Annotated in this window: 12 protein-coding genes; all 12 read right to left on the reverse strand. The window is 46.8% G+C overall.

Annotated elements, in window-relative coordinates:
- Positions 1-564: 564 nt before the first annotated feature.
- The 12 genes from BK120_RS29500 to purM all read right to left on the reverse strand — a co-directional run bounded on the left by BK120_RS29500 (position 565) and on the right by purM (position 14,471).
- Positions 565-1,560, reverse strand: a complete 996-nt coding sequence (locus BK120_RS29500) for an inorganic phosphate transporter (RefSeq protein ID WP_076271085.1) — start codon at positions 1,558-1,560, stop codon at positions 565-567.
- A gap of 24 nt (positions 1,561-1,584) precedes the next feature.
- Entirely contained in the window at positions 1,585-2,196 is a 612-nt protein-coding gene (locus tag BK120_RS29505) for a DUF47 domain-containing protein (protein WP_076271086.1), read from the reverse strand.
- Positions 2,197-2,417: 221 nt separating this feature from the next.
- Positions 2,418-3,491, reverse strand: a complete 1,074-nt coding sequence (locus BK120_RS29510; RefSeq protein ID WP_076271087.1) for a DUF3048 domain-containing protein — start codon at positions 3,489-3,491, stop codon at positions 2,418-2,420.
- A gap of 253 nt (positions 3,492-3,744) precedes the next feature.
- The gene (locus BK120_RS29515) at positions 3,745-4,566 is read right to left on the reverse strand and encodes an alpha/beta hydrolase (protein WP_076271088.1); all 822 of its coding nucleotides are present in this window, start codon (positions 4,564-4,566) and stop codon (positions 3,745-3,747) included.
- A 350-nt stretch (positions 4,567-4,916) separates the two neighbouring features.
- Positions 4,917-6,311, reverse strand: coding sequence for a sensor histidine kinase (locus BK120_RS29520; RefSeq protein ID WP_076271089.1), 1,395 nt, complete (start codon positions 6,309-6,311; stop codon positions 4,917-4,919).
- Entirely contained in the window at positions 6,308-7,162 is an 855-nt protein-coding gene (locus tag BK120_RS29525) for a response regulator transcription factor (RefSeq protein ID WP_076271090.1), read from the reverse strand. The genes BK120_RS29520 and BK120_RS29525 overlap by 4 nt, the downstream gene beginning before the upstream one ends.
- 25 nt (positions 7,163-7,187) lie before the next feature.
- Entirely contained in the window at positions 7,188-8,633 is a 1,446-nt protein-coding gene (locus BK120_RS29530; RefSeq protein WP_076271091.1) for an FG-GAP repeat domain-containing protein, read from the reverse strand.
- Between the two features lie 29 nt (positions 8,634-8,662).
- Positions 8,663-9,592, reverse strand: coding sequence for a polysaccharide deacetylase family protein (locus BK120_RS34725; protein WP_083682628.1), 930 nt, complete (start codon positions 9,590-9,592; stop codon positions 8,663-8,665).
- Positions 9,593-9,790: 198 nt separating this feature from the next.
- Positions 9,791-11,056: a phosphoribosylamine--glycine ligase gene (purD, locus tag BK120_RS29540; RefSeq protein WP_076271092.1), complete on the reverse strand. Its 1,266-nt coding sequence runs from the start codon at positions 11,054-11,056 to the stop codon at positions 9,791-9,793.
- A gap of 119 nt (positions 11,057-11,175) precedes the next feature.
- On the reverse strand, positions 11,176-12,723 hold the full coding sequence (gene purH, locus BK120_RS29545) for a bifunctional phosphoribosylaminoimidazolecarboxamide formyltransferase/IMP cyclohydrolase (RefSeq protein ID WP_076271093.1): 1,548 nt from the start codon (positions 12,721-12,723) through the stop codon (positions 11,176-11,178).
- A 93-nt stretch (positions 12,724-12,816) separates the two neighbouring features.
- Positions 12,817-13,428: a phosphoribosylglycinamide formyltransferase gene (purN, locus tag BK120_RS29550; protein ID WP_076271094.1), complete on the reverse strand. Its 612-nt coding sequence runs from the start codon at positions 13,426-13,428 to the stop codon at positions 12,817-12,819.
- Entirely contained in the window at positions 13,428-14,471 is a 1,044-nt protein-coding gene (gene purM / locus BK120_RS29555) for a phosphoribosylformylglycinamidine cyclo-ligase (RefSeq protein WP_076271095.1), read from the reverse strand. The genes purN and purM overlap by 1 nt, the downstream gene beginning before the upstream one ends.
- Positions 14,472-14,530: the final 59 nt, after the last annotated feature.

Consider the following 14,530-nt stretch of genomic DNA (forward strand, 5'->3'; position numbering starts at 1 on the left):
TAGCGCAGCGATCGGGGTGTATTTTATTTCATCCATTTATGCACATGATCACCCTGAAAATAAAATAGTTATCCAGCTGTGGATAACCCATTTCCCTTGTCTGTCCACATAAAAACCGTTCGAATTCGTACATCATTGTTGTGAACTGTGTACAAGTACAACCTTCGACAGTTTTCGTCAGCTTCCATCTTGCAATCCATACACAGCTGTTCGTACAATGTGCATATGTTTTCTGCTTATGCTGAAAATATATAAATATTCAAAAGAAAAACGAATCAATTCTGCCGCATATTATGGTAGCAACGAAGCTGAAGCGGCTGTACAATCATCAAATGTGGAACTCATACACAGCTGTTATTAATTATGTGCATAGATGCAATTTTCGCGAATTTTCGATAAACGTTGTCCACAGTGGGTAAACGTTAGAAGAGAACACAAAAAATAGTGAGGAACATCTCATTCCCCATGAGCCTAGGCTCATGGCGAGTGAGGTTTTCCTCACTATCTCATTTAAAGAGTCAGATCACTATATTACCGAAGAGTAATCGTTTTTTCAAGCTTTTCTTATAGGAAGAAGAAATGAATGATCCAGTAGAAAAACATCGCCATGATGATTGTAATGGGAATCGTAATAACCCACGCAACGATGATACGACCTGCAACTCCCCATTTAACAGCGGAGAAACGTTTCGCGCTGCCGACACCAAGGATTGAAGACGTAATAACATGTGTTGTACTTACTGGAAGATGAAGCATCGTAGCCGTCAAAATAACGGCTGCTGAACCAATGTCAGCTGCAAAGCCGTTGATTGGCTCGATTTTGAAAATTTTTGTCCCCATCGTTTTGATGATTTTCCAGCCGCCGACTGAGGTACCGAGCGCCATTGCTGTCGCCGCGGAAATTTTAACCCATAGCGGAACGTCCATCGTGGTTTGAATACCGGAAGCAACTAGAGCAAATACGATAATACCCATTGCTTTTTGAGCGTCATTCGTACCGTGAGAGAACGATTGGAAAGCAGCTGTCAGGATTTGACCGAAGCGAAATCCTTTATTCACCTGATGCGGGCTTGATTTGGCAAAGATTTTCTTGAGAATCCACATAATGATAAAACCTGCGGAGAAAGCAATGAGCGGTGAAAAAATCAACGCTTGTACAATCTTGATCAATCCGCCGCTGTTAATTGCGCTCATGCCTGCTCCGCCGATTACTGCGCCTGCGAGGGAGCCAATCAAAGCATGTGAGGATGAGGAAGGAATACCGAACCACCAAGTAATCAGGTTCCATGCGATTGCTGACAATAGAGCCGCAATAACTATGGGAACGCCGTGCTCCAGCTCTGCTGGATTGGCTACACCTTTACCAATTGTGGCCGCAACGCCTGTAAACGTAATTGCACCGACAAAGTTCATTACGGCGGCCATTACGATTGCAACTCTAGGTTTTAACGCCCGAGTCGACACGGCAGTTGCAATCGCATTTGCCGTATCATGAAATCCATTTATAAAATCAAACGAAAGCGCTAGAAATACGACAATCCATAGAACCATTAAATCCATTGTAAAAGACTCCCACTCTCTAGATTAGCTATTACGCATAATGATCGATTCCAGCGTATTGGCAACGTCCTCGCAGTAGTCGGTCGTTTGCTCTAGCATCTCATAAATCTCTTTGCGCTTCATCAGCTCAATTGGATCTGTGACATTTGCGAACAAGCTCTTGATGCAAACCCGAAGCAGGTCGTCAGCTTGGTTCTCCAGCTCGTTAAGTGCAATATTTGGCTCGCGTATAGCAAGCAGCTTCCGTTCTGTAAGCAAATAAATTGCTTTCTTAATTTGATGCGACGAACGAACGAGAATATCGCCAAACAACGTTATGTACTCGTCCTTCTCAAGAATGTTGTACATTTCAAAACGAGATGCGCAAGCTTCGATGCCATCAAGCACATCATCAAGCGAAGTCGTCAGGGCCATAATATCTTCACGTTCAATCGGAGTGATGAACGTTTTGTTCAGCTCCTTCAAAATCGTGTGTACATGCTTGTCGCATCTACTTTCGTATTCCTTCATGGTCTTGGCGAAAGCTGATACATCCGATAGGTCTGACAATCCTTTGGCAAAGTACTCCACAGCCTCGACAATTGCGTCAGCCATTTCTTCGAACGTCTTAAAGAAAATATCCTTTTTCTTGAACATCGTAATCCCCTTTACACGACTTGATGTTTAGGCGCACTGCTATGAGCCCACAATATCTTAACATAGTTTACATGTGAATTGTTAAGAGAATGTAAAGGTTTTATGAAAAATTTTAGATTTTCATAAAAAATATAAAAAAGACGCAATCCTGTAACAAGATTGCGTCCTTTTGATCCTTGGAAGCTCATCCGTCAACGTCTGTTAACAGTGTCTCCAACTTGCTACGTTTGTACCCATGTTACATGCCCTTCGAATGTCGGTTTGTTTGGCACGATATGAAAGAAAGTTTTTCCAGGGACAAACGGCAGCTCTGCTCCATTCTTTACAATTCGAATCATTCCATCTGGAGCTCTTACCCATTCTGCTTCGATCGCTTTGCCTTTTTGGAACAGAATCGCCGAGCCTCCTTTTGTCAGATCGACGGCCAATCGTCCCTCTTTATCAAGCGTCTTGTGATCCGCTCCAAGAACAACCAAATTTGTACCGGAAAGCTGTTCATTATTGTTCAAATCGATATGCGGTTTGTCGCCAATTGACCGTTTGTATAAGCCTGATACTGAATCGTACTTGTATCCAACGTTATAATTTTTGAGCAAAAAATTTATTGTAATGTCGGCTGCCGGGACACCAACCTCTGTGGAACCCGCTTCCGCGAACGTGTAAGGCGGAACCTGCTTGTCCATGCTGTATTTCTTCTTCTCTGCGCCCGTACGCAGCTTCTCTAGATTTGAATACAAATTATGCGGAGCCTTACGTTCCTTGCTTCTCCAGAAGTAGCTGCCTGCATTCGAGATTTCATCCAAATAAGGTTTGCCCTGCCTTTGCAGCACTGCATAACCATCATTGCTCGCTCCCGCATGGGCAAGCACCGCGCCATAACTGTCTCCAATATCAATCAGATAAGGTCTGATGCTGCGTATAGGTCCAATCGTATCGGTTATTGCGCTCGTACTCTGAAATACGGCAATTAAACGAGTAATGCCGCCTTCCGCAAGCACTTCCCAGATTACGTCAGCGTTTGTTAAACCAGACTGTGGACGAGCTGCTGCGAAATTATTAATCATAACGACAATCGGTCTTGCGTTTGCCGCATTTTCCAGCTTCAGTCCGCTTAGCGGAGCATCATAAGGGAGCGGCGTCGGATCCGTCACTGGCTCATCCGTACTATTAGGATCAATAATATCATTTGTCTCTGTCGGTGTATCGTTGCTGCCTTTCCCTCCACTGCAAGCTGTAATAAGGAGTATAAGCGATAATAATAGCAAAACTGCCGATTTTCGAATTCTTTTATTCATGCGTTTACCTGCCTTTTCCCGCTAAAACATAGCTTGTATTCGTTTTCATATTACTTCCATTTAAACACAATTGAGGGCGTATGTCTCGACAAATAAGTTGCTTTCCAGGTTAAAAAATCCAAATTTTTCATATCATATCCCAATTTCCTGACAGAAAGCATGGTCTTAGCACCGTATGGACGTGCGACAAAAAAATAGAAGGGACAAGCTCTTGGCTAACAAGAACTTGCCCCTTCTATATTTTCATTCCGCTTTAAATACTCCAGTGATGCCATTCTTCTTGCTGTTTATCAAGTCCTTTTAGCCAATCTGAGGTTACGCGAATCGCTTCCTCCTGATGATTGCGAGCGGAGTAGGTGTGATTCGCTTGAAAAATAATTTCCTTATCGCAAAGGCCCTCATTGCGGGTCCAGAACACCTTCTGGTATAAGAAGCTGTAATCGACAGGTATAAGCTCATCGCTAGTACCGTGAACCAGCAGCACCTCGCCGCCAAATTTAGTAGCTGCTTGGAAAGGCTGGTGTTGAAGCAGCGAATCAAAAAATACAGGTTGCAGCGTATACCCTTGATAATCGGAGCTTCCTCCAGTTACAGCATCGTCATAACTGCTGCGTCCTACGATCCGTACAATGTCATTGAACGGATATGCAACAGGCGACCAAAGCACAAGACGTTTAGCGCGCTTATCTTTAACTGCTGTCATAATCGCTACCGCCCCGCCGAGGCTGTGGCCAAGCAATACGATTCTGAGTGGATCGACACATTCCATGCTTGATAAATAATCAATCGCGCTTCTAGTCTGATCAACCATTGAATCAAAGCCGAGAGCTCCGTAGTCACCGCTGCTCTCGCCGCAGCCGCCATAATCGAAACGAAGGACATAAGAGCCTTGCGCCGCAAGCGCTCTAGCCGTTTTTACAAACAAACGGTCAACACCTATGCGAGAGCCTATGAATCCATGGCATATAATGATGGCTTGTTTTTTTTCTGAATCGTTTTTATTTCCATCCGTAGGGTAATGCAGCGTTGCCGCAAGCTCAAGCTCGTTATGTCGCAGCGTCAAGTGCTTTTCCATCCGATAACCTCCTGAAAGCCTATATATAATAATTCCTACCCGTATACTATGAATTAATATTAAAACCATAATATCATCACTGCTCTGTACCTGTCAATCTCACAAAGAAAATAAAACCAGCAAACTTTATACTGCTCCTATTCGGGACATACTACCCATATGTTTAGCAGATTCACATTTTAGGAGGTGCAAAGCTATGCCTTTATGGATTGCCTTTATAAAGGATCACTGGCTGTCATTGCTGCTTATTATAGGAATCGCAGTTGCGATATCGTTTGTATATGCGAACCGCAAGCTGCTGTTCTATAAAGAATGACGATAAGAGCACCGCGAGCAGCTGAGAGAATGGATTATTCCTCATGCATGATCGGCACTCGAATCGTCACAATGGTTCCGGCTCCACGTTCGCTGTCAATGGTTAACTGACCGCCGTGGAGCTCAATGATCTCCTTGCAAATAGCTAGTCCGAGTCCAGATCCGCCATGGCCGGTACTCGCTTTATAAAACTTTTCAGTGACATGAGGCAAGTCCTCTGCTTCAATCCCACAGCCTGTATCCGCTATCGTGAGCATCGCGCTATCTTGTTCGATGGTCGTTGCTACACGAATGGTGCCGCCAGCAGGTGTAAACTTGAGCGCATTGTCAATTAGATTAATGATCACCTGCTTGAGCCGATTCGCATCCCCTCGAACAACGATGGGGCTTTTGCCGTAGTTAGCCAATATCCGTACCCGTGTATGCTCCTCGCGAACCCCTAGCTGGTTAACCGTTTCTTTAACCGGACCATTGAAATCAAGCACTTCACTATGCAGCTCCATCGTCCTAGCCGACAGCTTCGAGAAATCGAGCAAATCTTCGACCAGCCCCGATAAGCGCTCCGTTTCCTTGCTAATAATGGATAAGCCCAGCTTTACCTCTTCATCATCCTCGGTAGGCTCGCTTTCCTTTAAGGTTTCACTCCAGCCCTTAATCGATGTAAGCGGGGTGCGAAGCTCATGGGATATCGAAGAAATAAAGTCATCCTTCAGCTTCTCACGTTTGCTAAGCTCTAATACCATTGCATTAAACGTTTCTGCGAGTTGACCAATTTCATCATCATTTCGCTGAATAGCCCGATGCGTCCAATCTCCCTCGGCCATATAGCGCGCCGCTCGTGTAAGCTCTCGAATCGGCTTGACGATTCGCTGGGCGAGAAACAAGCTTAAGCCAAGAAACAAAAGGACAACTCCGATACCAACCGCTGTTGCCATCCGGATAAGCAAGCTCACCATCGCATCTACTTGATTCAAGGAAGCTGAATAACGAAGCATGGATACGACCCGTGTTTCATTCCAAAGCGGTATCGTGACCGACATGACCCGTTCTCCATAATAAGGATCAACTCCCCGCCAGCTTCCCGTTGTCCCTGCAATCGCGGACTTCACATCAGCAGTCGTATAACGAATATCTGGTGCAAAACCGTCGGAATCGATCCTAATTTGACCCGTGCTATCAAGAAGCTGCAGCCTAGTGCCGCTCTCAACCATGTATTGCAAAATATAATCTCCCTGATCCTTCACTGTAAGCGAGGAAAGCGACCGGCTGTGCAGTGTTAACGCCGACTCCGCACGTTGTTTAACGGAGCTCTGCGCGCTTCCGTAATAGTAGTTCCACATTAATGCTGCGAACACGCCACCAAGTACGCTGACGACAAGCACGATGAGCAGCAAATAGCTCCACACCATTCTCGTTTGTACGCTTTTCATTCGTCGCCGCCCCGCTTCCACCGATAACCATAACCCCAAACCGTTTCAATAAAGGCTGGATCGGATGGGTTTTTCTCGATTTTCTGGCGAATTCTTCGAATATTCACGTCCACTACCTTAAGATCTCCAACATAATATCTGCCCCATACCTCTGTCAAAATATGATCTCGGCTGACGCTCTCGCCGACTCGTTCCATCAATAGTCGTACAAGCGTCCATTCCGTAGGCGTCAAAATAATTTCCCTGCCCTGCTTCCACAGCTTCCGCTCTGCTACAGAGAGCCGGAACGGCTGTACATGCAGCTCCTGATGATGAAAGCCGCCGCTTCCATAAATCATCGTAGGCTGCTGTTCTTCTATCGAACGCTGAACATGAAATGCAGATGTCGGTGCCGCTATAGGCGCTGCTTCGCCACGGGACACTTCCTCACTTGCCGCAATCGATTCCGATGCAGCGCCAACCTCTTGCTCCTGATCATCCAGCTGAGGCTTCATTCTCCGATAGAGCGACTTAATGCGCGCAATAAGCTCGCCTGGACTGAACGGCTTCTGCACATAATCATCTGCACCTAGCTCCAGCCCATGAATTTTATCCTCTTCCTGCGACTTCGCCGTTAGCATAATAATACCCATGCGCGGATAGCGGGCACGCAGCTGCTCGCACACTTCAAATCCGCTAATTGTCGGCAGCATAACGTCAAGCAGCGCAATATCGATAGGCCCTTCTGTATCTGCAAGCGCTAACGCTGATTCGCCTGTTTCCGCCTCTATCACTTCCATATCGTTGCGCTTTAGATTAATGCGGACAAAGCCGCGGATGGACTCCTCGTCCTCCAACAATAATATACGCATAGCTTAAAGCACCCGCTTTTCTCTCTTAATCGTTACGGATAGTAAGCGAAGATGCAAACTCTGCTTCTACCCCTGCCATCTCGCTAAAAGCTTGCCGGTCTGCTTCAGGCCACTCGGCTGGAGCTTCCACTACGAATGAAACCGCAAAAACATTGCCGCTGTCCGTCATTAGCTGCCGATATCGTTTAGATTGCTGCTTCCAAGTTGATTCAACGCTATCCCACTGCTTCTGCGGTACTGCATATAAGGTCGCCAGCTTGGCTGTCTTATTCAATTTTTCATTCCAGTAATCGATGGATACAAGGGCATGCGGCTCGTTCAAGCTGTGCATCGTATAACGGCCTAACCATTGTTCAGGTATACGAAGCTGTATACCATAACTATAATCAGAAAATTCCTCTGTTATTTTCACAAAATCAGATTTACCGTCCCATTGCATCCATTCATCCAACCATTTGGAATCGGAATAAGGAACCTCTGAATAACCCGGAGCCTCTTTCGTCCATGGCAGTTCAAAGATGCCATCGCCATTGATATCCTTGCTCATCGTTGGCGTGCCGCTAATTCCTTCCTGCCCTATAGATCGATTCGGATAAACGAGCCTGAGCTTGTTTCGCTCCCACACGTACATAGTGGTATAAGTACTGTGCGCGCCGGTCGATGCTTCCAAAATAATACCTCTACGAGTAGGTGAAATCCGTCCAATGAGCAAACGATCATAACTATTCACTTCTTTATACAGGTTCTCTGTATGTATTTCCCGCATGCTCCCGTTGATCCAATTGTAAAGGGTTAAATGGAATTCAGGCAGCGCCATTTCTTGATTCGTACCGATCTCCGATATAATCGCAAGCTCCATTCGTCCATCCTCATTAATGTCGCCCGTATCTCCATAAGAATAAGGCAAAGTCTCCATAGGCTTCAATGTCAATTTGCCGACATCATTGCGAACTGGCTTCGATTTAAACGAATAAATCTCGAGCACATTCGGACTGTCAAAAGCTCCGATCCACCCGATCATGATTTCCATTTGACCATCGTTATCGAGATCCTCTATTTTCAGCCAATCAATTAATCTAGCCAGCGGCTGCTGAATGAGCACCCACGGCTTCCATACGGAATTCGTATATTTGAACACCATTAACTCAGGTGAACTGTATTCATTGTAATAAGAAACGATAGCCTCTTCCGTTCCGTCTCCGTCCACATCAATGAGGCGTATGGCTTCCATATGATCCTCTCTAAGAGGAAGTGTCAGCTTGCTGTAATCCGGTAAATTCTTTTCAATTGCCTGCACGATAGCCTGTTTCTCGGGTGAAATAGCAGGCTTCTGCAGAAGATCTGCAGGCGCGGCTGTATAACGACAGCCAGCTGCGAGCAATAGGAGTGGAATCAAGCCGCCGAGCATTAAGCTCCATCTCATGATTGGTCCACGCCTATTTCTCACATTACTATCACTTGCGTTATCCAACGTTGCAGCCTCCTCGTGCATGTTCCCAGTTAAGCCAATTGATCGGCAGTCACTAACGTATAACCCATATTTTCCAAAAGATCAATGATAGCAGGTAAAGCGTGTACCGTATTTTTAACATGTTTGCTTCCAAAAGAATGCATTAATATCATACCATTTGGTTTGGCTTCTTTCTTAATCATTTTAATCATATCGGAAGACGAGGTGCCCGCCCAGTCGCGCGTGTCGATATTCCAGCCAATTAGTTCACGATGATTTTCTTTCACTAATGCTTTAACCGTATCCGATACTGCTCCATAAGGCGCGCGAACCATTGCTGGTGTAATGCCGATCGCTTCTTTAATTGCGTTATCCGCTTCTTTAAATTGTTCAATAATTCCCTGCTCGTCTAGCTTAGATAAATCCTTATGATTGTTTGTATGATTGCCAATTGCATGCCCTTCGTCTACAATACGCTGCAGCACTTCTGGATTTTTCGTAACTTGTTGCCCGACTACAAAGAAAGTGGCCTTAACTCCTTTTTCCTTCAGGATATCCAAAATATCGGTTGTATAACGCTTGTCTGGACCATCGTCGAACGTGAGCGCGATAAGTTTTTTACCTTTGTCTGGCTTTGATGCTGCTATGACGTGATCCGGCTTGTCCAGCTTTTCCGTTACAGGAACTTCAGGTTTTCCCTTATCTGGTTCAACTGGCTTATTATCCACATCGCCATGAATGATATCACCGTCTTTGCCTCCGTTGTTGCCGATAATAACGACATCTCCGTCACCTGTGGTTCCGCTTCCCATTTCTGGCCCTTTCTCGTTGTTCCCATTATCTACAATGGGATTTTTCTCGCCTGTCAAAAGCGTTGATAAGCTTAATCCGCCTTTTGCCCCACAAGCACTGAGGCTCATGATTACTACAATTGATAGGACTCCTAAAAACAAAAAACGACGCTGTCTTACTTTTTTCATTACACTCACCTTCTATTCCTCGCTGATAGATTCATTGTAACGCTGCGGCATATTGATAGAGTTACAAATTAGTAACACCTTTCGAGTGATTTTGACACACTTGGCACAAAAATAGGCGAAAATAAAAAAAAGCCAACCAGAGATTTCTGGTTGACCAAAATAAAGGAAAGACCATATTTATATTTCGTACTAAACATCTTAGATTAGTGCTTTAGCTGCGATGTCCGTACGGTTTTGCTTGCCTTCAAAATCGATCACGCTAACCGCTTCATACGCGCGTGCACGAGCCTCTGCAATGTCGCGGCCGCGGCCAACGATACCTAGAACTCGGCCGCCGTTTGTAACGAATTGCCCATCCTTCTCAGCCGTTCCAGCATGGAACACAAGTGCTCCCTGCGCTTCTGCTTCTGCAAGACCGGTGATTACGCGACCTTTTGGATAAGAAGCTGGATAACCTTCCGATGCGACAACAACACAAACGGCTGCTTCCTCGCTCCACTGAATATCAAGTTGATCCAAATTGCCATTCAGCGATGCAAGCACGATGTCGATCAGATCCGTTTGCAAACGAGGCAGTACAACCTGCGTTTCTGGATCACCCATGCGAGCGTTAAATTCGATCGTTTTTGGACCGTCCTTCGTAATCATAAGACCAGCGAACAAAACGCCGCGGAATGGACGGCCTTCGCTGACCATCGCTTTTGCCGTTGGAATGATGATCTTCTGAATCGATTCGTCAATGATGGCTTGATCGATATGAGGCAGCGGTGTATAGGTACCCATGCCGCCTGTATTTGGGCCTTTGTCTCCATCAAAGATGGGCTTATGATCTTGTGCTGGAACCATAGCGCGAACCGTCTCACCGTCAACGAAAGCGAGAATGGACATCTCTTGTCCAACTAGACATTCCTCGATAACAATTTGGCTTCCTGCTTGGCCGAATACTTTATCAACCATCATGTCGCGCAGCGCTTGCTCCGCTTCCTCTAGCGTAGCTGCAACCGTAACGCCTTTACCAGCTGCGAGCCCGTCAGCTTTAATAACGATAGGAGCGGATTGCTCGCGAAGGTAAGCAGACGCTGATTCATAGTCGGTGAATGTTTCATATTTCGCCGTAGGAATATCGTATTTTTTCAATAGATTTTTCATGAAAATTTTGCTACCTTCGATTTCAGCCGCATTTTTGCGAGGACCGTATGCCACGATTCCTGCTGCTTCGAATGCGTCTACGATACCATCTGCAAGCGGATCATCCGGACCTACAAAAACAAGATCAATTGCAGCATCCTTTGCAAACTGAATAAGCTCATCAAATTGATTGACCGCGATCGGTACAATTTCAGCTAGCTGAGCAATACCTGCGTTTCCCGGTGCGCAAAAAATTTCTTTTACCTTCTCGCTTTTCTTAAGCGCCCATACGATTGCATGCTCTCGTCCGCCGCCGCCAACTACCAAAATACGCATAATCGTTAACCTCCCAAATGACTAAATACAAGCAAAAACGCATTAAAAATGCAGCCGCCGCCCGCGCCAGCTCTCTGTCGTTAACGTGCGGCTGCCTATTTGAATAGCTGCGCCAGGTTCTAGTGTTTAAAGTGACGAACGCTTGTGAACACCATCGCGATGTTGTTCGCATTAGCCGCAGCAATCGACTCTTCGTCTTTGATTGAGCCGCCTGGTTGAATGATCGCTGTGATGCCTGCTTTGGCAGCAAGCTCTACCGTATCGCCCATTGGGAAAAATGCGTCCGATGCAAGTGCTGCTCCTTTTGCCGCTTCGCCAGCTTGTTCAATTGCAATGCGAGCTGCGCCTACGCGGTTCATTTGACCAGCGCCAACGCCAATCGTCATATCGTCCTTTGCAAGCAAAATCGCATTCGATTTTACATGTTTAACAACTTTCCAGCCGAATAGCAGCTGTTTCAGCTCTTCCGCAGTCGGTTTGCGATCTGTCACAAACTGCAAATCTGCTTCTGTAACCGAATGAACGTCGCTCTCTTGTACGAGCATACCGCCGTCTACTGAAGTTACAAGCCATTCCGGCTTGCGCTCACCAGCTGCGGAAAGCTCTCCCAGCTTCATCAAACGGATATTTTTCTTCTTCGTCAAAATCTCAAGCGCTTCAGGCGTAAAGTCAGGCGCGATGATGATTTCGAGGAAAATACCGCCAAGCAGCTCAGCTGTGTCTGCACCGATCGTACGGTTAGCAGCTACGATACCGCCGAAAATCGACGTTGGGTCTGCTGCATAAGCTTTTTGATAAGCTTCATGGATTGTAGCGCCGATTCCTACGCCGCAAGGATTCATATGTTTGACAGCAACGACCGCTGGCTCATCGAATTCTTTTAGAATTGCGAGTGAAGCGTTGGCATCGCTAATATTGTTATAGGAAAGCTCTTTGCCGTGCAGCTGCTCAGCAGTCGTTACGTTGCCTGCTGCCGCAAGCGGCTTGCTGTAGAATGCAGCTTTCTGGTGCGGGTTCTCGCCGTAACGCAGATCCTGTACCTTCTCGTAAGTAACTGTGTACGTTTCAGGCAATGATTCGCCCACTTGCTTGGTCAAATAATCAGAGATAAGGGAATCATAAGCCGCAGTATGACGGAACACTTTGGCAGTCAGGCGTTTTCGCGTCTCAAGCGTCGTATCGCCTTGTGCTTTCAATTCCTCAATCACCGTACCGTAGTCGGCAGTATCCACTACAACCGTTACGAACGCGTGGTTTTTGGCAGCTGAACGAAGCATCGTCGGGCCGCCGATATCGATATTTTCGATCGCATCCTCATAGGAAACATCAGGTTTCGCGATCGTTTCTTTGAACGGATACAAGTTAACGACAACGAGGTCGATGTAATCCAGGCCAAGCTCCTTCATCGTGTTCTGATGCTCTTCATTGTCACGCACCGCGAGCAAGCCGCTATGTACGGCCGGGTGAAGCGTTTTGACACGACCATCCAGAACCTCCGGGAAGCCCGTTACATCGGAAATCCCGATAACCGGAATGCCTTCCTTTTGCAGCAGGCTGAATGTACCGCCCGTCGAAATAATTTGCACACCTTGGCTAGCCAGTTCTCTAGAAAACTCCACGATTCCTGACTTATCCGAAACACTAATTAACGCTCTGCGAATTGCCATGCAAATCCCTCCTCATCTATTTGACCAAACAATTTCTCTTCTCCAAATACTGCATCCACACTTGCCGATATTAGATCTTATTTCAATAAACGATTAGCCGTTTACCGTCACATGACGACCATTCAGTGTGACGCGACCCTTCGCGATATGCTGAATAACTGCGGGCAGCAGCGCCTGCTCGGCTGCGTGAATACGCTCCGCGAGCGAATCTTCCGTATCTCCGCCTTGCACTTCGACTGCTTGCTGCGCGATAATTGGTCCGCTGTCCATGCCGCCGTCCACGTAGTGAACGGTGACGCCAGTCAGCTTAACGCCATACGCAAGCGCCTGCCCGATGCCATTCACGCCGGGGAATGCCGGCAGCAGTGCCGGATGAATATTAATCATCCGACCATAAAATGGCTCAACCAGCAAAGGCGTAATAATGCGCATGTAGCCTGCAAGCACGATCAGCTCAACACCGCGCCGCGCTAGCTCAGCGATAATTTCCGTCTCATAAGCTTCGCGAGACGGGTATTCCTTCGGCGTGAACAGGAACGTGTCCACACCAGCCTTACTTGCGCGCTCTACAACGGGAGCGGCAGGCTTATCACAAACAAGAAGCTCGATGGTTACATCGAGCTTCCCTTCCTGCACCGCATCTACAATCGCTTGGAAATTCGTACCTTGTCCCGAAGCGAAAACAGCGATGCGAAGTGCTCCCATTATACTTCCGCTCCCGTAAACGTTACGATGCGGCTTCCTTCCGTAACCGTTCCGATACGGTAAGCCTGCTCACCAAGCTCAGAAGCGATGCGAAGAGCTTCATTTGCTTGATCAGCTGGAACAACAATAACTAGACCAATACCCATATTGAAAGTCGTGAACATATCACGATTCGTAATCGCACCTTTATTTTGCATCAAATCGAAGATTGGCAAAATCGGCCATGAGCCGTATTCCACATCTACGTTCACGCCGTCAGGAAGTACCCGCGGAATGTTCTCGATAAAACCGCCGCCAGTAATATGCGCCATGCCCTTCACTTCCACTTGCTCAACCAGCTTAAGCGCCGATTTCACGTAGATGCGTGTTGGCTCAATCAACACATCGCCTAGCTTCGCGCCGCCAAGCTCTTCAAGCTCTTGATCAAGCGAATAACCTGCGTCTTCAAGCAGCAAGCGGCGAACGAGCGAGAAGCCGTTGCTGTGAATACCGCTGGAAGCAAAACCGATAACCGCATCGCCAGCAGCAATAGTTGATCCGTCGATCATTTTTTTCTTATCCACAATACCTACTGTAAAACCAGCGATATCGTATTCTCCGCCTTGATACATGCCAGGCATTTCAGCTGTTTCGCCGCCGATGAGTGAACAGCCAGCTTGTACGCAGCCTTCTGCAATACCTTTAACGATCGCTTCGATTTTCTCAGGAACGACCTTGTCGCATGCCAAGTAATCAAGGAAGAACAACGGCTCTGCGCCTTGTACGATTATATCGTTCACGCACATGGCTACGGCATCAATGCCGATCGTGTCATGCTTGTCCATGGCAAAAGCAAGCTTCAGCTTCGTTCCGACGCCATCTGTCCCAGACACGAGTACAGGCTCATCGTACTTGTCCTTGTTAAGGCTGAATAGACCGCCAAAGCCGCCAAGCTCTGCCAGCACCTCTGGACGGTAAGTCCGTTTTACGTGCTTTTTCATCCGTTCAACCGCTTCGTTGCCTGCCGCGATATCGACGCCGGCTTTTTTGTACGCTTCTGACACTCTCGGTCAACTCCTTAACTAATTTAGGAGCAGCAATCGCTCCATGAGGTTAATCATTT

Origin of the sequence: Paenibacillus sp. FSL A5-0031, assembly GCF_001956295.1 — a bacterium.
Lineage (GTDB): Bacteria > Bacillota > Bacilli > Paenibacillales > Paenibacillaceae > Pristimantibacillus.